Source organism: Mesorhizobium sp. M0077, assembly GCF_040322955.1.
Classification (GTDB): Bacteria; Pseudomonadota; Alphaproteobacteria; order Rhizobiales; family Rhizobiaceae; genus Mesorhizobium.
In genome coordinates this window covers 318,741-339,547 of sequence record NZ_JAMYUL010000004.1, presented here as the reverse complement: position 1 = coordinate 339,547, position 20,807 = coordinate 318,741, and the positions used below count along the sequence as shown (strand labels likewise).

Below are 20,807 nucleotides of genomic sequence, written 5' to 3'. Positions count from 1 at the left end.
CAATCTCGAATTTGGTAGGAGGGCGATACCCGTGCTGTAGGGTCAACATGCGGCAATTGCGATCTTGAGTGCGGAGAAAACTCGCTTCGATAGAGAGAAATTTGGCAAAGAAACACCGCCATTTGATCGACGGAATATCTCAGGCGATCAAATCTGGTGTACGGAGAAGCGCCTCTTGAAAGAAAACATCGTCCCAAGCGGAGCTGGTTCTCACATCGCGCTACCAACCGTATCCGTTTGCGTAGGCTGTTTCAATCAAGAGGCATTCATCGACACTGCGATCCGATCCGTAGCGGCGCAGACATACACTGCGTTCGAATGCGTGGTGGTCGATGATTTTTCGACCGACGGTTCCCGCCGAAGGATTGAAGAGTGTCTGTCCCAGCTTGGCGACAGTCGTTTCCGCTTTCTGCCCCGACTGCAAAATGGCGGGCAGTTGACAGCAATGATGACCGGGCTTGACGCGACAGCCGGGCCCCTGATCTCCTTTCTTGACGGTGACGATGCTTGGCATCCTGACTTCATAGAATGCCATGTGAGAGCGCATCTCAGCCAAACCCGTATCGCGGCAATGTCGAGCTCCGATGAGGTGGTGATAGATACGGCCGGCAACCTGCTTGCGGGCGGTCATCCCGTATTCCACCTGAATGACCCGCGATCGATGCCGAAAATGAGCGGCTACCTGCATGTCGACACCGAAGCTGACCCGACATTATTATTTATTGATCGGGGTACCGTGGGTTGGTTTTGGTCAACCACATCGGGGATGATGTTTCGTCGAGCTCCGCTTGAAATCATGCGTCCATCCGATCCGGACGAAATAAAGATATGTGCCGATGGTTATATGGCTCGTGCCGCCCATATGATCGGCGGAACCGTGAGGATTGGGCGGGCTCTTGGCAGTTATCGGCTTCACGGCGGCAATGGCTGGGCGGACGGGCGCATCCTGGGTACCGGAGTTGGCCTCGGCAGGATGTCGCCTGATACTGAAATAGCGATACGGCGGGCACTGGCCAATCGTTGGTGCGAAGTGGCGCCGGGACTGGAGCATTTAATCTCCCGCCACTCAATGCGCAGGACCTTGGTCGACCTGATCGGACTGTCTGCGGCTTTTGCATTGCTGGAAAAGAACGCCGATGCGGGTTTTCTGCTGAAAGACTGGGCAACACCACAGCGAAAATTGCAGACCAGACTTATCGGTCTCCTTCCTCCGAAACTGAGGCCTCGGCGCTTCCGGGACATAGTTTGATTTGATGAGCCGCTTGCTCGGCAGTCTTACCCGATAAAGAGCATCCTTCGATGCTCTCTGGACCCACCAAAGTCCTCCGTAGCAACGCACACTACGCGGCCGAATTGCGCCGCATTTCCTCCACCGCGTCCCAGAACAGGCTGGCGATATCCGCGCCACCAAAGCGTTGCACTTCGCGCACGCCGGTTGGCGAGGTCACGTTGATCTCGGTCATGTAGTCGCCGATCACGTCGATGCCGACCAGGATGAAGCCGCGCTCTTTCAGCGACGGGCCGATGCGGGCGCAAATCTCGCGTTCGCGCTCCGTCAGCTCGGTCTTTTCGGCGCGGCCGCCGACATGCATGTTGGAGCGAGAATCGTGGTCGGCCGGCACGCGGTTGATGGCGCCGACCGCCTCGCCGTCGATCAGGATGATGCGCTTGTCGCCCTTGCGCACATCCTTCAGATAGCGCTGGACGATATACGGCTCGCGTGACAGCTGGGCGAACATTTCGAGCAGTGAGGCGAGGTTGCGATCGTCTTCCTTGAGATGGAAGATGCCGGCGCCGCCATTGCCATAGAGCGGCTTGACGATGATGTCGCCGAACTCCTTGCGGAAGGCGGCGACCTCCTGGGGATCCTTGGTGATCAGCGTTTCGGGCATCAGATCGGGGAATTCGGTGACGAAGATCTTTTCCGGACTGTTGCGCACCCAGGCCGGGTCGTTGACGACCAGTGTCTTCGGGTGGATGCGCTCCAGAATATGCGTCGTGGTGATGTAGTTCATGTCGAAGGGCGGATCCTGGCGCAGCAGGATCACATCCATCTCCGACAGGTCGGTGCGCACCTTGTCGCCCAGCGAAAAATGATTGCCCTTTTCGTCGCGGAGCTTCATCTCCTCGATGCGGGCAAACACCTTGCCGCCCAGCATCGACAGCCGGTCCGGCGTATAGTGGAACAATTGGTGCCCGCGCCGCTGCGCCTCCAGCGACAGCGCAAACGACGTGTCGCCGGCGATCGAGACGGTGGAGACATGGTCCATCTGGACGGCGATTTTCAGGGGCATCTTCCGGTCTCCAGCAGGCTCTGTCGCCGATATACGGAACTTGGCGGCTTCTGCCAATCGCGCTTGCTTGGCCCAGACCTTTAACGGTCGAAGACCAGCCGGGAGTAACCGAGGAAGGACAGCGCCATGGCGACCAGCGAGGCGACGGCAAGTGCCGCCAGCGGCGGCAGCGCCGGCAGCGCAAACAGGATGGCGCAGTAGACGAGATAGTTGACGATGCTGGTGGCGATGCCGACGCCGCCATAGCGCGCGCCCTCCTGCGCGACGCCGCGGCTCGACGGCGAAAAGGTCAGGTGCCGGTTGATCTGCCAGGTGACGCACAGCGCAAAGCCGATCGACAGGACACGGGCGACGAAGGGACCGAGCGGCGTCACCGCCAAGAGCAGCCAGAGCGCCGCGGCATCGGCGACGAAACCAACGCCGCCTGCCAGGACGAAGCGGGCGAGCCGGCTCACGGCTCAGGCGGCCCGGGGCGTCTTGCCCGGTTCGGCCTTCGGGATTTCACCAGTGCGTTCGCGCCGTTCGACCCGGCCTGACGGCACCGAGAGATAAAAAATGCGCTTCTGCTCGGCGCGTCCGCGCGATACCGAATCGAGGATCAATCCGGTCACCATCGCAAGCATCGAGAGCAGCAGCAGGCCGACCGACAGCACCCAGGTCGGCATGCGCGGCACGAGGCCGGTCTGGGCGAATTCGATCAGCACCGGCGTCATCAGGGTAAGGCTCGATGCCAGGAAGAAAATGGCGAAGGCGCCGAAGAAGCGCAGCGGCTGCGTCTCCTTCATCAGCATGGCGAACATCCACAGGATCCTGGCGCCGTCGCGATAGGTCGACAGCTTCGACGACGATCCCTCAGGCCGGCGGCCATAATCGAGCGCGATCTCGCTCACCGGCAGTTTCAGCTGCGAGGCATGCACCGACATTTCGGTCTCGATCTCGAAGCCGCCGGAAACGGCGGGAAAGCTCTTGACGAAGCGCCTCGAGAAGACGCGGTAGCCGGAGAAGATGTCGGTGAAGTCGGCGCCGAACAGCCGCTTGTAGAGGCTATTGAAGATGCGGTTGCCGAAGGCATGGCCGGAACGGCCGGCATCGTCGGTGACGCCGCGCCTGGTGCCAACCACCATGTCGCAGCGCTCGGTCTGCAGGATGTTGATCAGCAGCGAGGCATCTTCCGGCGCATAGGTGCCGTCGCCATCGGCCATCAGATAGATGTCCGCATCGATGTCGGCGAACATGCGCCGCACGACATTGCCCTTGCCCTGGCGCGGCTCGCGGACGACGATGGCGCCCGCTGCGCGCGCCTTGAGCGCGGTCAAATCCCTGGAATTGTTGTCATAGACATAGATCTCGGCCGATGGCAGCGTCTCGCGAAAGCGCCGCACCACCTCGGCGATGGTCAGTTCCTCATTGTAGCAAGGCAGGAGCACGGCAATGGCCGGCTCATGGCGGACTTCGTGCGGCATTTCCGTCTCCCGACGCCCGGCGGAGCCTCCGGCCGCGCTCATATGCGGCCTCGCTCAGGCGACTTTACTATTTATTGAAGCTGTTAAGGCTAGGTTTAAGGCCGCAGTCTTTCCGACGAAGGTCATGATGATGAACGCAGCCAAGGCGGGTGCTTCCTCCTGGAAGTCCGATATGACGCTGGCGCTGCTTGCCATGCTGGTGGTGCTGGCCGTCAATGCCGCCACGGGCTTTCGCGAATTGAGCAATGCCGGCGGCGACAATGACAGCCTGCTGCGGCTGGTCGAGGTTCGCGACATGCTGGCCGGCCAGGGCTGGTTCGACCTGCATCAGTACAGGATGGGGCCGGAAGGCGGTTTCGTCATGCACTGGTCGCGGCTGGTCGACGCACCGCTCGCCGTCATCATCCTCGCCGCCTCGGCGCTGACCGGCAGCATGGCCATGGCCGAAGCGATCGCACAGGTGCTGTGGCCGTCGCTGCTGTTCTGCCTGGCGGTGTTTTTTACAGCCCGTGCGGCACGCAGCTTCGCCGGCGTCGGCGCCGTGCTGCCCGCTATCGTCATCGGCGCGGCGGCGCTGCATTTCATCGGCATTTTCTTGCCGGGTGCGCTCGATCATCACAATGTCCAGCTGACGCTGACCATGGCCAGCCTCAGCCTGCTGCTCGAGGCGCCGGCGCGTCGCTGGGCGGCGCTGATTTCCGGGCTGTGTGCGGCCCTGACGCTGGCCGTCGGCATGGAAACCGCGCCCTATGTCGCCACCATCGGCGCCTGCATCGCTTTGCTGTTCGTCGTCGATCCCGGCGGCGAACGCCGGATCGCCAGGGATTTCGGTCTCGGCTTTGCCGGGGTTTCAGCCCTCGTCTTCGTCACCACCATCCCGCCATCGGCCATGGGCCAGCCGCAGTGCGATGCCTTCTCGGCTGTGCAGTTCGTGGTGGCGGCAATCGCCGGACTGGGGCTTGCCGCCGTGACGTCGCTCACGGTGTCCAATGGCACGGCCGGACGCCGCCTGATTTCGCTCGGCCTGCTCGCGCTTGTGCTGGGCGCCGTTGTCGCGGCGCTGTTTCCGCAATGCCTTGCGGCTCCCTACGCAAACCTCGATCCGCGCCTCAAGGAATTGTGGCTCGATCACATCGACGAGGCGCAGTCGCTGTTCAGTATTGCCGTCAATGAGCCGGCGTCGCTGGCGGCGCGCTATGTCACGCCGCTGGTGGCGATCGCGCTGATGGCGCTTCGCCTGCGCGGACCATGGCGCCGCCAGGACAGCCTCGTCGGCGCCTTGCTGGTCGGCGCCTTCATCGTCAGCGCCTGGCAGGTCCGCGGCTCGACATTCTCGATCGCCTTTGCCGTCATCCCGCTGTCGGCCTGGATCGCAAGCTGGCGCGAACGGGCGAGGATCAGCCCTGCGCGCAGCGTATCGCTGCGCATGGCGGCGGTCTGGCTGGTGTCGGCGAATGCCGTCTGGGCCGGCGCTGCCGCCGCGACGTCGAGCGTATTCGAGGCCAGCAAGGTCTCGGTCGAGGCACAGGACACCGACAGCGATCCGTCCTGCGAGCGCAAGGCCTCCTTCGCGGCGTTGGCCCGGCTGCCGGACACCACGGTGCTTGCCATTTCCAATCTCGGCTCGCCCATCCTTGCCTATTCCGGGCACCGCGTCTTTGCCGGCCCCTATCATCGCAACATCGCCGGCGACCTGCTTGCGCTCGATGCCTTCCTCGGATCGGCGGACCAGGCGAGGACGATCGCGGCGGCTCACCACGTCGGCCTGATGGCGCTCTGCCGCGGCAGCGCCGAAAGCAAGATGCTTGCCGCCAAGGCGCCGCAAGGCTTCCTGGCCAGGCTGATGCAGGGAAGCGTCCCCGATTGGCTCGAACCGGTGGCCGAAACGCGCGGAACCCCGGTCGAACTCTACCGCGTCCGCTAAAGCATCATTCGCCAGCGAAAAATCGATTTCGCGATACGCTTCCTAAACGCTTTGCTGCCAGTCTCAGCCTAAATTTCGGGCGTCACAAACAGGGATACCGATGCAAACGACGTTTGGCACCGGGCAGGCAAGCAGGGAAAACTCGGATCTGGCGTTCACCGATGCGCTGACCGGGCTTGGCAACCATCGCCGCTTCTTCGACAAGGTCGATCGCCTGATCAGCGACCGTGCGGATGATCCCGCGCCGTTCACGGTCGGCATTCTCGACCTCGACGGCTTCAAGCCGATCAACGATCTGTTCGGCCACAAGGCCGGCGACGACATATTGATCCAGGTGGCAATGCGGCTGCGCGCTTCGATGGACAGCCACTCCACCGTTTGCCGCATCGGCGCCGACGAATTCGCCTTCCTGTATCCGATGGTGTTCTCGGAGGAAGCGGCGGCCGAGAAGTCGCGCATGATGATCGAAATCCTGTCGGCGCCCTACGATGTCGGCGAACGCACCGCCAGGCTTTCGGCCTCGGTCGGCTGCTCGCTCTTTTATTCCGGCGACGAAACCACGGAAATCCTCGTCAACAAGGCCGAAACGGCGCTCTACCACGCCAAGCGTTCGGGCCGTGGCCGGGTCGTCGTCTACACCCGCGAAATGGAAGAGGCGGCCAAGCGCGTCACCCGCATCGAACAGGCGCTGCGCCGTGCCGTCTCGGCCGGTGAGGTCGAACCGCATTTCCAGCCCATCGTCGATTTGACCACCCGCCGCACCATCGGCTTCGAGACGCTGGCGCGCTGGACCGATCGCGACCTCGGCGTGGTGCCGCCGACCGTGTTCATCCCGATCGCCGAAGAGCGCGGCATCATCGGCCCGCTGTCGCAGCTGGTGCTGCGCAAGGCGACCGAAGCGGCGCGCAGCTGGCCGAAGGACCTGTTCCTGTCCTTCAACCTGTCGCCCTCGCAACTCGTCGACCAGAACACCGGCCTGCACATATTGTCGATCCTCGACCGCACCGGCTTCGATCCGCGACGGCTGGAGATCGAGATCACCGAAACCGGCCTGATGAACGATCCGGCCTCGGCCGAGAAGATCGTCGAGGACCTGCGTCGCGTCGGCATCCGAGTCTCGCTCGACGATTTCGGCACCGGCCAGTCCTCGCTCGGCCGCTTGCGCGAATTCCATTTCGACAAGCTCAAGATCGACCGCGCCTTCGTCTCCTCGATCCTCGACGACCGCCCGTCGGAACACATCATCCGCGCCATTCTGGCCATGTGCGAAGGGCTCGGCATGGATGTCGTCGCCGAAGGCATCGAGGAGGAGGCGCAGGCCGACCGCCTCGTCCAGTTCGGCTGCGCCGGCGGCCAGGGCTATCTCTTCGGCAAACCGGTCGACGCCGACGCCACGCTCGGCTACCTCCGCGATTCCTATCGCGGCGCCCTCTACGCCAAGGCAGTCTGACCGGCGGTCTTGCCTGCGTCGAGCAAGTCAGCGGTGCGAGCCAAGATCGACTGTGGCCGCCATCTTGCGTCCTTTTGTCTGACATAAGCCAAACAAATCGCCGTTTTCGCCCTTGCTCCCCGGACTTGGCTGGATAGGATGCGCGCCGACCGGATCGGGAGAGAAAAATATGATGCCATCGGCCGATTTTGCCGACCTCAGGGGAGCCTCGGTGCTGATCACCGGCGGCGGTTCCGGAATTGGTGCGGCACTGACCGAGGGCTTCGTTCGCCAGGGCGCCCATGTCGCCTTCATCGACATCGCCGATGGCCCAAGCACGCTGCTTGCCGACCGCGTCGAAAAAGAACTTGGCCGGCGACCGCTCTACCTCAAGACCGATTTGCGTGAGGTCGAGGCGTTGCGCGCTTCGGCCGCCAAAGCGGCTGAGGCGCATGGCGACGTCACCGTGCTGGTCAACAATGCCGCCTGGGACGAACGCCACGACGTCGCCGACGTTACCGTCGAGTTCTGGGACAATAATCTCGCCGTCAATCTGCGCCCGCATTTCTTCACCGCACAGGCGGTCGCGCCGGGCATGAAGCGGGCCGGCGGCGGTTCGATCATCAACTTCACCTCAACCTCCTATCTCATCAACCACCCCGATATGCCGGCCTACACCGCCGCCAAGGCCGGCATACTCGGCCTCACCAAAGGTCTCGCGGGCAAGCTTGGGGTCGACGGCATCCGCGTCAATGCGATTGCGCCGGGCTGGGTGATCACCGAGCGGCAGCGGGAACTCTGGGTCACCGAGCAGGGGCTCGCCGCCCATGTCGCCAAGCAATGCATCAAGCAGGTCATGCAGCCCGACGACATCGTCGGCACGGTGCTGTTCCTGGCCTCCGACGCCTCGCGTATGCTGACGGCGCAGATGTTGATCGTGGACGGGGGTTTCCTGTGAGCCCGGTGAATCAAAATCCGGCAACAGGCACGCCGGCAGTCGCCGCCGTCGACTGGGGCACGACCCGCATGCGGGTCTGGCTGGTCGACGAGGCGGGCGGGGTGCTTGCCGAGCGTCGCGGCGATGATGGGTTGATCACCGCGCAGCAAAAAGGCTTTTCGACCATCCTCGAGGGCCATCTGGCGGCGCTCAGCGCACCTGACACACTGCCAGTCATCATCTGCGGCATGGCCGGCTCGCGCCAGGGTTGGCTGGAAGCGCCTTACGTCATCGTGCCGGCGCCGCTCAGTGCCATCCTCGCGGGGGCCGCCCGCATTCCCGGCCAGAGCCGCGACATCCGCATCGTGCCTGGCCTGGCGCAGCGCCTGGAAGATGCGCCGGACGTAATGCGCGGCGAGGAAACCCAGCTTGCCGGCGCCGGTTTGCCGGCAAAAGGTCGCCATCTCGTCTGCATGCCCGGCACCCATTCGAAATGGGTTCTGGTCGAAGACGGCGCGGTCGACGGCTTCTGCACCTGGCCGACCGGCGAGCTGTTTTCGGTGCTGGCCACTCACTCTATCCTGCGCCATTCGCTGGGCGAGAGCCCGAAGCCGGTCACTCCGGACAATCCGTTCTTCCAGGAATGGTGCCGCAAGGCTTTGGCGGAGGGCGGCGATGTCACCTCGCGGCTGTTCTCGATCCGCGCCGCCGGCCTGCTGCAGAACCTCAAGGCCGACGATGCCGCCGCTTGCCTGTCCGGCCTGCTGATCGGCGGCGAGATCGCCTCGGCGGGCCGCCGCTATGGCGAAAGCACCACCGCAATCGTGCTGGTTGCGTCCGGCTCGCTAGCAGCCCTCTACCGCCAGGCGCTAGACCTTGCAGGGCTTGCCGTCAGGACGGTCGACGCCGACGAGGCGGTGCGTGCCGGCCTTATCGAGGCAGCGCGGGAAAATGGCATGATCGCCAAATGACTCACCAGAGTGGAGTGACAGCGTGACCCAGACCGCCCCCTTCCCGAAGCTCAAGCGTGGTCTTGTCGCCATTCTGCGCGGCCTCAAACCCAGCGAGGCGGTTGCCATCGGCCAGGCGCTGTTTGACGCCGGCATCGAAGCCATCGAGGTGCCGCTCAATTCGCCGGAGCCGTTTTCATCGATCGCCAGCATTGTCACCGCTTTGCCCAAGACAACGCTGGTCGGCGCCGGCACGGTGCTGACTTCAGCCGATGTCGACACCTTGGCCAAGGCCGGCGGGCGGCTGCTGGTCAGCCCCAACATCGATGCCGACGTCATGGCCCGCGCCATGCACCATGGCATGGTGACGATGCCAGGCGTGTTCACCCCCACCGAAGCTTTTCAGGCGATTAGGCTTGGGGCTTCGGCGCTCAAATTCTTCCCGGCAAGCGTGCTCGGGCCTAGCGGCATTTCGGCGATGCGGGCCGTGCTGCCGGCCGATACCGTGGTCGGCGCCGTCGGCGGCGTTTCCGACAAAGACTTTGCCGGCTACAAAGCCGCTGGGGTGACTGCTTTCGGTCTTGGCTCCAGCCTGTTCAAACCCGGCATCAGCGTCGACGAGGTGGCCTCGCGCGCGCAGGCGGCGGTGACGGCCTGGGATGCGGCCTTCGGCGGAGCGGCATGATGGACAAGGTTTCGGTTTTTTCGGACCATGTCTGTGAACTCGGCGAGGGGCCGAGCTACGATCCCGCCACCGACACGCTGTTCTGGTTCGACATCGTCAACGGGCTTTTGCTGGAGCAGGGTGTCACGTCCGGCGCGCGGAAGGTCCATGAGCTCGGCCAGATGGCCAGCGCCATCGCCATTATCGATGACAGTCGCCAGCTCATCGCCACCGAGACTGGCCTGCATGTCCGCGACGTCTCGACCGGCAAGCTGACGCTGCATACGCCCATCGAGGCCGACAATGCGCTGACCCGCTCCAACGATTCGCGCGTCCACCCTTGTGGCGCCTTCTGGGTCGGCACGATGGGCAAGGGTGAGGAGAAGGGCGCCGGCGCCATCTACTGGTTCTTCAAGGGCAAATTGCGCACGCTTTACACCGGCATCACAGTATCGAATTCGATCTGTTTTTCCGAAGACGGCTCGATTGCCTATTACACCGATACCTCGACCGGCCTCTTGATGCGGGTCGCCTGCGATCCGGCGACTGGCCTGCCGGTCGGCGAGTCCAAAGTATTCGTCGACCATCGCTCGTCCAAGGGCTTTGTCGACGGCTCGGTCGTTGATCGCGACGGCGTGCTGTGGAATGCCGTCTGGGGCGGCAAGGCGGTGAAGGCGTATTCGCCGGACGGCACATTGTTGCGCGAAATTGCCATGCCGGCGGGGCAGTCCTCGTGCCCGGCCTTTGTCGGCGCCAAGGCCGATCGGCTGGCGGTGACCTCGGCCTGGAAAGGCAAGGACGAAAAGCAGCGCAAGCTCGACCCGCAGGCCGGCATGACCTTCCTGCTTGACCTCCCCGTCAACGGCCGCTTCGAACCGCGCGTGCTGATCGCCTGAGTGTACCGGTTATTGTGCAGGCGTCGGGCGCGGGTCGATTTCGCGCAAGCCGATCGCATTGGCCGTGCGATGCTGTGGCTGCATCACCGAGAAGCGTTGACCCATGCCGCGCCCGACCTTGATCCTCGTCCATGAGCCGGAAAGGGCCTGTTTCGACAGGCTGGTCGCCGACGGCTTTCCCGCCGAGCGCGCCTTGGAAATCTCGTCTTATCTGGCGCAGTCGACCGATCTCGCTCCTGAGTTCGATCAACTGGCGACCGCTTGTGAAAAGCGCGGCCAGGCCTTTATGCCGGTTGCACTCGACGATGCGGCAAGCGCGCTGGCGAAGGCCGATCCCGCAACCACGCTGGTCTGGACGCTGACCGACGGCATTGCCTATTTCCGCGGTGCTGCAGCACCCGCACTTGCCAGGCTGAATGGGCTTAGAACCATCGGAGCCGACGATGCGCTGTTCGCGCTTTGCCAGGACAAGTTCCGCTCCGGCGCCGTGCTTTGCGCGCTCGGCCTGCCGGCGCCGCAGGCAGGCCTGGCCCGCGACGGCCGCTGGCTGGCCGACCCGCCAGCTTCGGAAGCCGGCTGGTTCGTCAAGCCGAACCGGCTCGGCTCCAAGGTAGGCATCTGGCCGGATTCACGCTGCAACGACCTGGCCCATGCGCTGGAGCTTAGCCGGCGGGTCTATGCCGCCTACCGCGACGATGTCGTCGTCCAGTCCTATGTCGGCGGTCGCAATGTCCGCGCCAGCTTCCTTGGGCTGCAAACGGATGCCGGGGCGGAAGCGCTCGGCGTTGCGTTCGTCGACTCCGGCGGCGATTTCCAGACCATGGCGGACTCGATGGCGCTCTACGGCGACACCGGCGAGGCCGCCAAGGCGGCCGGACTATACAGCGAGCCGGTGCTGGAGGCGGTTGCCGACACCCAGCCGGCAGCCGCGGCAACCATCCGCCGCATCGCCGAGCGGCTGGTCAGCGGACTTGGCCTGCGCGACGTGTTTTCCATCGATTTCAGGGTCGAGGCCACCGATCATGTCCACCTCATCGAGTTCGAGGTCTGTCCCGGCCTGCCCTGCTTCGATTTCCGCGCCTATTGCCTGATGCAATGGGGCATGACGCTGGCCGATGCGGTTGCCGAGACGGCGGCGAACCGACTGAACCGACAGGCGATCTGAACGGTCGAGGGACCAGCGCGACCTACCGCGCCTTGACGGCTTTTGCTCCACCTTTAGTGTCGCGGGACAGTCCTCAGGCAAGGCCGCGCGATGAGCACACCAGCAAGCTCCCTCCACCATCACATCAGGCGCATGGCCGGCCGCGATCCGCACGAGGCGCATCGCGTCGCCACGCCGCTCGAGCTGCTGTTCGATCTGACCTTCGTCACCGCCTTCAGCCTTGCCGCCGCGCAACTGGCGCACGCCCTTGCCGAGGGCAACTACGCGGCGGCGCTGATCGGCTTCGGCTTTGCCAGCTTCGCCATCTGCTGGGCGTGGATCAATTTCTCCTGGTTTTCCTCCGCCTATGACACCGACGATTGGATCTTCCGCCTCGTCACCATGGTGCAGATGATCGGCGTGCTGGTGCTGGCCATCGGCCTGCCGCGCATGTTCGCCTCGATCGAGCATGGCGAACACCTCAACAATTCGGTCATGGTGCTGGGCTACGTCATCATGCGCGTCGCCATGATCTTCCAATGGCTGCGCGCGGCGCGGCAGGACTTTGGGCGGCGGCGTGCCTGTCTCACCTATGCCATCGCCATCGCGATCGCCCAGGTCGGCTGGGTGGTGCAGATCCTGGTCGATTTCTCGCTGGAGACGAGCCTGGCTTTCGGCACCGTCCTGCTTCTCATCGAGCTTGCCGGGCCGGTCATCGCCGAACGCCGGGATGGCGGCACGCCCTGGCACGCGCACCACGTCGCCGAGCGCTACAGCCTGTTCGCCATCATCGCGCTCGGCGAAGGTGTGGTCGGCACGCTGGCGACGCTGTCGGCCGTGGTCGAGGAGCAGGGCTGGAATCTCGACGCCGCCTTGATCGGCATTGCCGGAATGGGTCTCACCTTCGGCATGTGGTGGGTCTATTACATGCTGCCCTCGGGGGCGGTGCTGCACCAGCACCGCAATCGCTCTTTTGTCTGGGGCTATGGCCAGATGCTGATCGTCGCCGCCATCGTCGGCACCGGCGCCGGGCTGCATGTCGCTGCCTATTTCATCGAGCACAAGGCCCATATCGGCCCTGTGGCGACACTGCTCTCGGTCGCCATTCCGCTAGGCGTCTTCCTGGCTGCGATCTATGCGCTCTACTACTATCTCGTCCGACGTTTCGATCCCTTGCACATCTGGCTGCTGGCGGGAACGGCCGGCGTCGTGGCTCTTGCCGTCATCGCCGCCCTTGCCGGCGTCGACATGGCGGTCTGCCTCATCATCCTGACGCTGGCGCCGGCCGTCACCATCGTGGGCTACGAGACGCTGGGACACCGCCATCAGGCGGAGGCGCTGGCGGTCGAGGAAACGCCGCGCTGAGCAGCGAGGCTCCGCCTCAGATACCTTCGACGAGCACGATCTCGCCGTCGGCGACCTTCTGGCGGATGGCGACGGCGCGCTGGTATTCCGGCGAGTGATAGCAATCATGCGCCTCTTCAAGCGATTCGAATTCGATGATGACGTTGCGGGCGCGGCCTTGGCCCTCGGCCTTTTCGTGCTCGCCGCCGCGCGCCAGGAATTTCGCGCCGAAGCGCTCGAAGGCGAGCTTCGCCGCCGCGACATAGTCCTTGTAGCCTTCGGCGTCGCGCACATCGACGCGGGCGATCCAGTATCCCTTGGGCATTGTTCTTCTCCTGGTTCGAAAAATGTCAGGCGGCGCGCATCTCTTCCAGTATGGCTTCGGCAGCCGCGCGCCTGTCGCTTGCCGCCACGATCGGCCTGCCGACCACGAGATGGCTGGAGCCGTTGCGGATCGCCTGGCCGGGCGTCACCACGCGTTTCTGGTCGCCATGGTCGCTGCCCTTGGGCCGTATCCCCGGCGTCACCACCGCCAGGTCGGGTCCGACGATGCGGCGCACCGCTTCCGCCTCCTCGGCCGAGCAGACGACGCCGCCCATGCCTGCATGCAGCGCCTGTTCGGCGCGCCTCAGCACCAGCGTGTGCGGGTCGTATTCATAGCCGGCGTCGATCACGTCCTGCTCGTCCATCGAGGTCAGCACGCTGACCGCCAGCAGGCACAGGTCGCTGCCGCGCGACGCTTCCACAGCTGCCTTCATCGCCTTGGGATAGGCATGGATGGTCAGCATCGTCATGCCCATGCGCACGATGTTCTCGACACCCTTCGCCACGGTGTGGTCTATGTCGAGCAGCTTCATGTCGAGGAAGATCTTCGTGCCGCCGCTGGCCAACTCCCTGGCGAAGTCGAGCCCGCCGGCGAAGGCCAACTGATAGCCGATCTTGTAGAAGGAGACGACGCCGTCGAGTTCGCGCACCGCCTGTTCGGCCTCTTTCACCGTCGGCACGTCGAGGCCGACGATCAGCCTGTCTCTCATCGTATGGGCCTGCATGGCTGTGGAAATCATGCCCCGGTCCGGGTCGACAGCATGCGCGAGGTTTCGATCAGCGTGCGGCATAGGTGCTCCATCGATTTGGTCAGTCTATCATCCCTGAAATTGCCGTCGCCGTCGAAGGCATTGCCGCCATCGGATACCGAGCATTCCGGCGTCACCATCTCCAGCTGGCAGCGCACCAGCACGGCGCGCAGATGGTTGATGCAGCGGATCCCGGCGAAATGTCCGTTGGAAGACGAGCACAGGCCGGCGACCTTGCCGACAAGCGGCCTCACCGGCCAGCCGCCATCGAGGCGCACCCGGCTTACCCAGTCGATCGTGTTCTTGAGCAGTGGCGGGATCGAGCCATTATATTCCGGCGTCGCGATCAGTAGCCCGTCATGGGCGGCGATCAGCCGGCCGAGCTTCACGGCGTTGTCGGGAACGCCTTTTTCCTTTTCGAGGTCCTCGTCGATGATCGGCAGCGGATAGTCGGCCAGCGAAATGCGCGTCACCTCGGCGCCTTGCATGGCCAGCTCCTTCTGCGCCACATCGGCGGTCCTGCCGCTGAAGGCGCCGCTGCGCACCGAGCCGGCGAAGACGAGGATTTTCGCGATCACAGCCATTGGCCACTCTTGTTCCCGGACAGGTACAGCCAGAGGCTGCGCAAATCAACGCACTGGCTCAAAAAACGGAAACGATCGGGGGGCAGGCGCGCGAAGGTGTGCCGAGCAGCTGGGCTATTGCTAGTGGGTGACCGCAATTCTTGCACTCAGCGCGATGAGTGCAACTCCGAGCAAGGCATCTATCGGCCTGCGGACGCTGCCATATACCGACCGAACCCTTCTTGTGGAGAACATTAGCGCGACAAGCCCAAACCACGCCATCGCGACCAGCCCGATTATGGCCAGCGACACTGCCTGGACCCAGATCGGAGCCTGCATCGGCAATACCGATATGAACAGGCTCGCGAAGAACGCGGCCGTCTTCGGATTTGTAATTCCGACAACGAATCCGCTTCGCCAAGGAGCCGTAGTCTCTGCGCCACTGACGGCCAGCGGTGGCCGCGCCTGCCAAGCCGACAAAAGGATCTTGCTGCCCAGGTAACCGAGATACACGGCACCGGCGATCCGGACGGCAAGGTGAGCCCATGCAATCTGCGTCAGTACGAGGCCCAGGCCACACATCGCGAGAGCCGCCCACACCATGATCGCTGCGGCAATGCCAAGCGCCACATGGAACCCCGCGCGACGGCTGATCAGCGCATGGGAAGTCACGGCTACAAAATCGGGTCCTGGGCTCATGGCGCCGAGCAGGAAGACCGAAGCAAGGGTCAGGAATTGCGGAAGGTAGCTCATGCGATACTCCAGTTTCAGTCTCGTCGTACCGCACGCCTGCATGCCGGAGAGGCCAGGAAAGCCGCTCGCCGATTTCGAGGGTCGTTTCCCTCACCTTCACAAAACCTACAGCGCTCTTTAATATGAGCGAAATGAAAGATATTTCGGCAGCCATGAACAAAGCTAATATCAACATCACGATGGTGCGCGTCCTGACATCGCTCAGCGAGACGCGCAGCTTCACCAAAACCGCCGAGCGGCTCTGTCTTTCTCAATCGGCCATAAGCCATGCAATGAAGGCGCTGGAGGAGATCGTTGGCGCGCCCCTCGTCATACGTGATCGGCGCGGTGTCGCTTTCACCGCAACCGGCGAGGCGGCTTTGGACGCGGCGCGCGCCGCTTTGCATGCTTTAGGCCGTCTTGTCGGCCTACGGGAACACTCCATCAAAGGCAGAGTACGGCTCGCGCTGGTCAGCAGCGCCTCGGTAAAGATTGCTCCATATGCGTTGAACATTACTTCCGTCCGGCACCCGGAGCTTGCTGTCGAACTGCTCTTGGGCACGGATACCGAGGTGGCGGAGTGGGTCGATCGCGGTGCCGCCGATATTGGACTGTCCTACATCGCCGGCAATTGCCAAGCCGAGGAACTTGTCGACGACGAACTCTTTGTGGCGTCATCGCAAAAGAACTCAGTCCAAGGCGGGTCATTTCCGATCCGCGCTCTCGACGGCCAGCCATTCATCATGTCGAGCGGCGGCTGCGGACCAATGCTTGCCGAATTGTTCCAGGATTTTGGCGTTGCGCCAGTTGTCATCCTGTCGGCGAGCGATATGGCGGCGCTGCTTGCTCTGGTTGGGGCCGGGCGCGGTTTGTCGATTGCGCCAGGCCTTGCGTTTCCGGCCGATTGGCAGCGAACCGTCGCGAGGCGTCCTCTTGAGCCGCGTGCGCGTCGGCCTCTGCTGCTTCTGCTCTCCAGCAGCGCCGAAGCAACGGCCGTGCGGGCCATGTGCGCGGCGATCAGAGAGGTCGCCACGAGTTTGCGAGGCGGATAACAGTCAAGGATGTGGATCGACCCTTCAATCGAGCTTCCTTCGGGAAACGTCGATCCTCTACAAGGCGCCAGAGACTTCTCCCGCCCTCGATACCAAGCTAATGCGCTTCCCGCCGGTAGATCCACAGCTGCGTCGGCGGGATGTTGCGGAAGATGAAGTCGAAATGCTTGACCGTGTAATTGCCGCGGCCGGGCGGGATCGGCGACAACGGCCCATAGGTCAGCTGCACGATCGGCCGTCCAACCGGGATGCGGTCTAGCAGGCTTTCAATATAGGCGATCCGCTGTGCGACCGGAAAATTGAGCAGCGGCACGCCGGAGACGACGGAATCGAAAACCATCCCGCTCTTCTCGCCAAGCGTGGCGTTGAGATTGAAGGCATCGCCCTCGATGACGTTGACGCCGGGATAGAGATGGCGCAGATGGCGCACGAAATCGGTGGAATATTCGACCGCGTAGAGGTTTTCGGGCTTAACGCCCTGGGCGAGGATTGCACGCGTGATGACGCCTGTGCCGGGGCCGACTTCAAGCACCGGCAGGCCGGACTTCGGATTGACGATGGAAGCCATCTTGCGGGCGGTGACGGAGCTTGTCGGCACGATCGAACCGACCGACTTCGGCTTGTCGATCCAGCCTTTGAAGAATTTGAGTTCGTCGTCGAACTTTTCCGCCAGCGCCTTCCGCAATCCCGGACCACGTGCCATGCAAGTTCTCCTCAACACTCCCCGAACGCTACTTAGCAGCTAACAGGTCCAAGGCAAGGCGCGATCTGGCATAAGATGTTGATGACGTTCGGGAAGCGTGGCGGCCTTAGTTTGGGTTCAGTGCTCGCCGAAGGATTCGAAAAAGTCCTTCATGCGGGCGAAAAAGCCGCTCGACTGGGGCGAATTATCCTTCGACGACAGCTGCTCGAACTCTTCCAGCAACTCGCGCTGGCGGCGCGACAGATTTTGCGGCGTTTCGACCGCGGTCTGGATATAGAGGTCCCCGACATTGGGCTGGCGCAGCACCGGCATGCCCTTGCCCTTGAGGCGGAACTGGCGGCCGTTCTGCGTGCCTTCGGTCACTTTCACCTTGGTCTGACTGCCGTCCAGCGTCGTCACCTCGAACGAGCCGCCAAGGGCGGCCGTCGTCATCGATATCGGCACCTTGCAGTAGAGATCGGCGCCGTCGCGCTGGAAGAATTCATGCGGCTTCACCGCCAGGAAAATATAGAGGTCGCCCGATGGGCCGCTGCGCAGGCCCGCCTCGCCCTCATTGGCAAGCCGGATGCGGGTGCCGTCCTCGATGCCGGCCGGGATATTGACCGACAGCGAGCGTTCCTCGGTGACGCGGCCCTGGCCGGCGCATTTCGGGCACGGGTCCTTGATCGTCTGGCCGCGGCCTTGGCATTGCGGGCAGGTACGCTCGATCGAGAAGAAGCCTTGCGTCGCCCGTACCTTGCCGTGGCCATGGCACATCGAGCAGGTCACCGGCTGGGTGCCGGGCTTGGCGCCGGTCCCGGAGCATTCCGTGCATGAGATCGAGGCCGGCACGCGGATTTGCGCGGTCTTGCCGGCAAACGCTTCTTCCAGCGTGATTTCCATATTGTAGCGCAAATCGGCGCCGCGTTCGCGGCCGCCCGACGAGCGGCGCTGGCGCCCGCCCATCATGTCGCCGAAAATATCTTCGAAAATGTCGGCGAAGCCGCCGGCGCCAAAACCTTGCGCGCCGCCATTCATGCCGCCCTGCTCGAAGGCGGCGTGACCGAAACGGTCATAGGCCGCGCGCTTCTGCGGGTCCTTCAGCGTTTCGTAGGCTTCGTTGATTTCCTTGAACTTATGCTCGCATGAGTGATCGCCGGGATTGCGGTCGGGATGGAACTGCATGGCCAGCTTGCGGAAAGCGCTCTTGAGCTCCTTCTCGTCGGCGCCCTTCTGCACGCCCAGCGTCTCGTAGAAATCAGCTTTCATCTTTTCCCGCAGTCCGGATGCTCAACGTCTTGATGCATGTTGCGTCGTTTGCCGGCACGTTGTCTCGATTTAGGAGCGGTGCTGCCCGGATGCTAGGGCCGGCGCGCTTGTGCCTGTGTTTTTCAGTGACTTTTTCGGCAAGGCCCGCACTTTTTCAGCGAGGGTTGCAAAAAAGCCCGGCTTTGCGCCGGGCTTTCCGCTTTATTTGCCGTCAACCGGTCAGGCCGACTTCTTCTTCTCGTCGTTTTCGTCGATTTCCTCGAAATCGGCGTCGACCACGTCGCTATCCTTGGCCGCGTCCGCCTTGGCGTCGGCTTCCGCCGCTTCCTTCTGCGAAGCTTCGTACATGGCCTGGCCGAGCTTCATGGATGCTTCGGCAAGCGTCTGCGACTTGGCCTCGATGTCGGCGGCATCGTCGCCTTCGGCAGCAGCCTTCAGCGCCGTGATAGCCTCCGATATCGCCGTGCGCTCGGTTTCCGAAACCTTGTCGCCATATTCCTTCAGCGACTTCTCGGAGGAGTGCACCAGCGCCTCGGCCTGGTTGCGGGCCTCGACCAAAGCACGCCGCTGCTTGTCGGTCTCGGCATTGGCTTCGGCGTCCTTGACCATCTTCTCGATGTCGGCGTCCGAAAGGCCACCAGAGGCCTGGATGCGGATCTGGTGCTCCTTGCCGGTGCCCTTGTCCTTGGCCGAAACGTTGACGATGCCGTTGGCGTCGATATCGAAAGTGACCTCGATCTGCGGCACGCCGCGCGGCGCCGGCGGAATGCCGACCAGGTCGAACTGGCCGAGCGCCTTGTTGTCGGCAGCCATTTCACGCTCGCCCTGGAAGACGCGGATGGTCACGGCCGACTGACTGTCTTCAGCGGTCGAGAACACCTGGCTCTTCTTGGTCGGGATGGTCGTGTTGCGTTCGATCAGGCGGGTAAACACGCCACCCAGCGTCTCGATGCCGAGCGACAGCGGCGTCACGTCGAGCAGCAGCACGTCCTTCACGTCGCCCTGCAGCACGCCGGCCTGGATTGCGGCGCCGAGTGCGACGACCTCATCCGGGTTGACGCCCTTGTGCGGCTCCTTGCCGAAGAACTGCTTCACGATCTCCTGGATCTTGGGCATGCGGGTCATGCCGCCGACCAGGACCACTTCGTCGATCTCGCCAGCCTTCAGCCCGGCATCCTTGAGCGCTGCCTTGCAGGGCTCGATGGTGCGCTGGACGAGATCGTCGACCAGCTGCTCGAACTTGGCACGGGTCAGCTTCAGTGTCAGGTGCTTGGGGCCGGTCGCGTCGGCGGTGATGAAGGGCAGGTTGATTTCGGTCTGCGTCGTCGACGACAGCTCGATTTTGGCCTTTTCAGCCGCCTCCTTGAGGCGCTGCAGCGCAAGCTTGTCGTTCTTCAGGTCGATGCCCTGTTCCTTCTTGAACTCGGCCGCCAGGTATTCGACGAGACGCATGTCGAAATCCTCGCCGCCGAGGAAGGTGTCGCCATTGGTCGACTTCACTTCGAACACGCCGTCGCCGATTTCGAGCACCGAAATGTCGAACGTGCCGCCGCCAAGGTCATAGACGGCAATGGTCTTGCCATCCTTCTTGTCGAGGCCGTAGGCAAGTGCTGCAGCCGTCGGCTCGTTGATGATGCGCAGCACCTCAAGGCCGGCGATCTTGCCGGCGTCCTTGGTGGCCTGGCGCTGGGCGTCATTGAAATAGGCCGGAACGGTGATGACCGCCTTCTCGACCTTCTCGCCGAGATAGGCCTCCGCCGTTTCCTTCATCTTCTGCAGGATCATGGCCGAGATCTGGCTGGGCGACTGCTTCTTGCCGCCGGCCTCGACCCAGGCATCGCCATTGTCGCCCTTGACGATCTTGTAGGGGACAAGCTTCTTGTCCTTCTCCGTCACCGGGTCGTCATAGCGGCGGCCGATCAGGCGCTTGACCGCGAAGATGGTGTTTTCAGGATTGGTGACCGCCTGGCGCTTGGCCGGCTGGCCGACGAGACGTTCGCCGTCGCCCGAGATGGCGACGATGGAAGGCGTCGTGCGCGCGCCTTCCGCATTTTCAATGACCTTGGGCTCCTTGCCATCCATGATGGCGATGCAGGAGTTGGTGGTGCCGAGATCGATACCGATTACTTTTGCCATTTTTCTAGTCTCTCCGCTAAGCAGGCTCTCAGGACCCGTAAGGCGTTCCGACGAAAGCCCCTGTTCACAAGAAATTCCGCTCCGGCAACCGGCATTCCGGCACTGGGCGGCTTGGCGCGTATATAAGAACAGGCGGCATCGGGCGCAAGCATTCTGCGCATGGCATCCACCGCGCCGCGCTTGGCGCCTTTGAACAGCCGCCCGGCGGCCCGGATGTGCTCAAACCGCGCTCAAAACCCCAGGATCTGCGCGATC

At 63.3% G+C, this 20,807-nt stretch carries 20 protein-coding genes; 10 read left to right on the top strand and 10 right to left on the bottom strand.

Annotated features, from left to right (window positions below):
* Positions 1–64 precede the first annotated feature (64 nt).
* Positions 65–1,249: a glycosyltransferase family 2 protein gene (locus NKJ57_RS11460; protein ID WP_352510692.1), complete on the top strand. Its 1,185-nt coding sequence runs from the start codon at positions 65–67 to the stop codon at positions 1,247–1,249.
* Positions 1,250–1,340: 91 nt separating this feature from the next.
* Here the strand turns inward: NKJ57_RS11460 and gshB are convergent, their stop codons facing one another.
* From gshB to NKJ57_RS11445, 3 genes are all read right to left on the bottom strand, one after another.
* Complete coding sequence (gene gshB / locus NKJ57_RS11455) at positions 1,341–2,294, bottom strand: glutathione synthase (protein ID WP_352510691.1); 954 nt, start codon at positions 2,292–2,294, stop codon at positions 1,341–1,343.
* A gap of 80 nt (positions 2,295–2,374) precedes the next feature.
* On the bottom strand, positions 2,375–2,749 hold the full coding sequence (locus NKJ57_RS11450; RefSeq protein ID WP_352510690.1) for a GtrA family protein: 375 nt from the start codon (positions 2,747–2,749) through the stop codon (positions 2,375–2,377).
* 3 nt (positions 2,750–2,752) lie between these two features.
* Complete coding sequence (locus NKJ57_RS11445) at positions 2,753–3,757, bottom strand: glycosyltransferase (RefSeq protein ID WP_352510689.1); 1,005 nt, start codon at positions 3,755–3,757, stop codon at positions 2,753–2,755.
* 124 nt (positions 3,758–3,881) lie between these two features.
* Here NKJ57_RS11445 and NKJ57_RS11440 point away from each other — a divergent pair, with 124 nt between their 5' ends.
* The 8 genes from NKJ57_RS11440 to NKJ57_RS11405 all read left to right on the top strand — a co-directional run bounded on the left by NKJ57_RS11440 (position 3,882) and on the right by NKJ57_RS11405 (position 13,066).
* Entirely contained in the window at positions 3,882–5,681 is a 1,800-nt protein-coding gene (locus NKJ57_RS11440; RefSeq protein WP_352510688.1) for a GtrA family protein, read from the top strand.
* A 100-nt stretch (positions 5,682–5,781) separates the two neighbouring features.
* On the top strand, positions 5,782–7,131 hold the full coding sequence (locus tag NKJ57_RS11435) for a putative bifunctional diguanylate cyclase/phosphodiesterase (protein ID WP_023681311.1): 1,350 nt from the start codon (positions 5,782–5,784) through the stop codon (positions 7,129–7,131).
* A gap of 169 nt (positions 7,132–7,300) precedes the next feature.
* The gene (locus tag NKJ57_RS11430; protein WP_352510687.1) at positions 7,301–8,068 is read left to right on the top strand and encodes an SDR family NAD(P)-dependent oxidoreductase; all 768 of its coding nucleotides are present in this window, start codon (positions 7,301–7,303) and stop codon (positions 8,066–8,068) included.
* Positions 8,069–8,073: 5 nt separating this feature from the next.
* Positions 8,074–9,018, top strand: coding sequence for a 2-dehydro-3-deoxygalactonokinase (locus tag NKJ57_RS11425; protein WP_023681312.1), 945 nt, complete (start codon positions 8,074–8,076; stop codon positions 9,016–9,018).
* A gap of 22 nt (positions 9,019–9,040) precedes the next feature.
* Entirely contained in the window at positions 9,041–9,682 is a 642-nt protein-coding gene (locus NKJ57_RS11420) for a 2-dehydro-3-deoxy-6-phosphogalactonate aldolase (RefSeq protein ID WP_023824015.1), read from the top strand.
* The gene (locus NKJ57_RS11415; protein WP_352510686.1) at positions 9,682–10,557 is read left to right on the top strand and encodes an SMP-30/gluconolactonase/LRE family protein; all 876 of its coding nucleotides are present in this window, start codon (positions 9,682–9,684) and stop codon (positions 10,555–10,557) included. Before NKJ57_RS11420 ends, NKJ57_RS11415 begins: the two co-directional genes overlap by 1 nt.
* Before the next feature lie 103 nt (positions 10,558–10,660).
* Positions 10,661–11,722 (top strand): D-alanine--D-alanine ligase family protein, encoded by a 1,062-nt coding sequence (locus tag NKJ57_RS11410; RefSeq protein ID WP_352510685.1) that lies wholly within the window; start codon positions 10,661–10,663, stop codon positions 11,720–11,722.
* A gap of 90 nt (positions 11,723–11,812) precedes the next feature.
* Entirely contained in the window at positions 11,813–13,066 is a 1,254-nt protein-coding gene (locus tag NKJ57_RS11405; protein ID WP_352510684.1) for a low temperature requirement protein A, read from the top strand.
* A gap of 16 nt (positions 13,067–13,082) precedes the next feature.
* On the opposite strand, the gene NKJ57_RS11400 is transcribed toward NKJ57_RS11405, so the two are convergent.
* The 4 genes from NKJ57_RS11400 to NKJ57_RS11385 form a co-directional block, all read right to left on the bottom strand.
* A complete protein-coding gene (locus tag NKJ57_RS11400; RefSeq protein WP_352510683.1) occupies positions 13,083–13,370 on the bottom strand; it encodes a DUF1330 domain-containing protein in 288 nt (95 codons plus the stop codon).
* A gap of 25 nt (positions 13,371–13,395) precedes the next feature.
* Positions 13,396–14,109 (bottom strand): orotidine-5'-phosphate decarboxylase, encoded by a 714-nt coding sequence (gene pyrF / locus NKJ57_RS11395; RefSeq protein WP_023687488.1) that lies wholly within the window; start codon positions 14,107–14,109, stop codon positions 13,396–13,398.
* On the bottom strand, positions 14,106–14,702 hold the full coding sequence (locus tag NKJ57_RS11390) for an NADPH-dependent FMN reductase (protein ID WP_352510682.1): 597 nt from the start codon (positions 14,700–14,702) through the stop codon (positions 14,106–14,108). Before NKJ57_RS11390 ends, pyrF begins: the two co-directional genes overlap by 4 nt.
* Positions 14,703–14,822: 120 nt before the next feature.
* On the bottom strand, positions 14,823–15,434 hold the full coding sequence (locus tag NKJ57_RS11385; RefSeq protein WP_352510681.1) for a LysE family translocator: 612 nt from the start codon (positions 15,432–15,434) through the stop codon (positions 14,823–14,825).
* Positions 15,435–15,556: 122 nt separating this feature from the next.
* On the opposite strand from NKJ57_RS11385, the gene NKJ57_RS11380 reads away from it, so the two are divergent.
* Positions 15,557–16,465 (top strand): LysR family transcriptional regulator, encoded by a 909-nt coding sequence (locus tag NKJ57_RS11380; RefSeq protein ID WP_352510680.1) that lies wholly within the window; start codon positions 15,557–15,559, stop codon positions 16,463–16,465.
* A gap of 97 nt (positions 16,466–16,562) precedes the next feature.
* On the opposite strand, the gene pmtA is transcribed toward NKJ57_RS11380, so the two are convergent.
* The 3 genes from pmtA to dnaK form a co-directional block, all read right to left on the bottom strand.
* Positions 16,563–17,168, bottom strand: a complete 606-nt coding sequence (pmtA, locus tag NKJ57_RS11375; RefSeq protein WP_352510679.1) for a phospholipid N-methyltransferase PmtA — start codon at positions 17,166–17,168, stop codon at positions 16,563–16,565.
* Between the two features lie 117 nt (positions 17,169–17,285).
* Positions 17,286–18,416, bottom strand: coding sequence for a molecular chaperone DnaJ (dnaJ, locus tag NKJ57_RS11370; RefSeq protein WP_352510678.1), 1,131 nt, complete (start codon positions 18,414–18,416; stop codon positions 17,286–17,288).
* Between the two features lie 219 nt (positions 18,417–18,635).
* Positions 18,636–20,552, bottom strand: a complete 1,917-nt coding sequence (dnaK, locus tag NKJ57_RS11365) for a molecular chaperone DnaK (protein WP_023673200.1) — start codon at positions 20,550–20,552, stop codon at positions 18,636–18,638.
* Between the last annotated feature and the right edge of the window lie 255 nt (positions 20,553–20,807).

What these genes read in the sequence shown, in the direction of transcription:
- NKJ57_RS11405 (WP_352510684.1), top strand. Translation starts at nt 11,813, where the DNA reads ATGAGCACACCAGCAAGCTCCCTCCACCATCACATCAGGCGCATGGCC.
- pmtA (WP_352510679.1), bottom strand. Translation starts at nt 17,168, where the DNA reads ATGGCACGTGGTCCGGGATTGCGGAAGGCGCTGGCGGAAAAGTTCGAC.
- dnaJ (WP_352510678.1), bottom strand. Translation starts at nt 18,416, where the DNA reads ATGAAAGCTGATTTCTACGAGACGCTGGGCGTGCAGAAGGGCGCCGAC.
- NKJ57_RS11435 (WP_023681311.1), top strand. Translation starts at nt 5,782, where the DNA reads ATGCAAACGACGTTTGGCACCGGGCAGGCAAGCAGGGAAAACTCGGAT.
- pyrF (WP_023687488.1), bottom strand. Translation starts at nt 14,109, where the DNA reads ATGATTTCCACAGCCATGCAGGCCCATACGATGAGAGACAGGCTGATC.
- NKJ57_RS11410 (WP_352510685.1), top strand. Translation starts at nt 10,661, where the DNA reads ATGCCGCGCCCGACCTTGATCCTCGTCCATGAGCCGGAAAGGGCCTGT.
- dnaK (WP_023673200.1), bottom strand. Translation starts at nt 20,552, where the DNA reads ATGGCAAAAGTAATCGGTATCGATCTCGGCACCACCAACTCCTGCATC.
- NKJ57_RS11390 (WP_352510682.1), bottom strand. Translation starts at nt 14,702, where the DNA reads ATGGCTGTGATCGCGAAAATCCTCGTCTTCGCCGGCTCGGTGCGCAGC.
- NKJ57_RS11430 (WP_352510687.1), top strand. Translation starts at nt 7,301, where the DNA reads ATGATGCCATCGGCCGATTTTGCCGACCTCAGGGGAGCCTCGGTGCTG.
- NKJ57_RS11385 (WP_352510681.1), bottom strand. Translation starts at nt 15,434, where the DNA reads ATGAGCTACCTTCCGCAATTCCTGACCCTTGCTTCGGTCTTCCTGCTC.
- NKJ57_RS11440 (WP_352510688.1), top strand. Translation starts at nt 3,882, where the DNA reads ATGATGATGAACGCAGCCAAGGCGGGTGCTTCCTCCTGGAAGTCCGAT.
- NKJ57_RS11380 (WP_352510680.1), top strand. Translation starts at nt 15,557, where the DNA reads ATGAGCGAAATGAAAGATATTTCGGCAGCCATGAACAAAGCTAATATC.
- NKJ57_RS11400 (WP_352510683.1), bottom strand. Translation starts at nt 13,370, where the DNA reads ATGCCCAAGGGATACTGGATCGCCCGCGTCGATGTGCGCGACGCCGAA.
- NKJ57_RS11415 (WP_352510686.1), top strand. Translation starts at nt 9,682, where the DNA reads ATGGACAAGGTTTCGGTTTTTTCGGACCATGTCTGTGAACTCGGCGAG.
- NKJ57_RS11445 (WP_352510689.1), bottom strand. Translation starts at nt 3,757, where the DNA reads ATGCCGCACGAAGTCCGCCATGAGCCGGCCATTGCCGTGCTCCTGCCT.
- gshB (WP_352510691.1), bottom strand. Translation starts at nt 2,294, where the DNA reads ATGCCCCTGAAAATCGCCGTCCAGATGGACCATGTCTCCACCGTCTCG.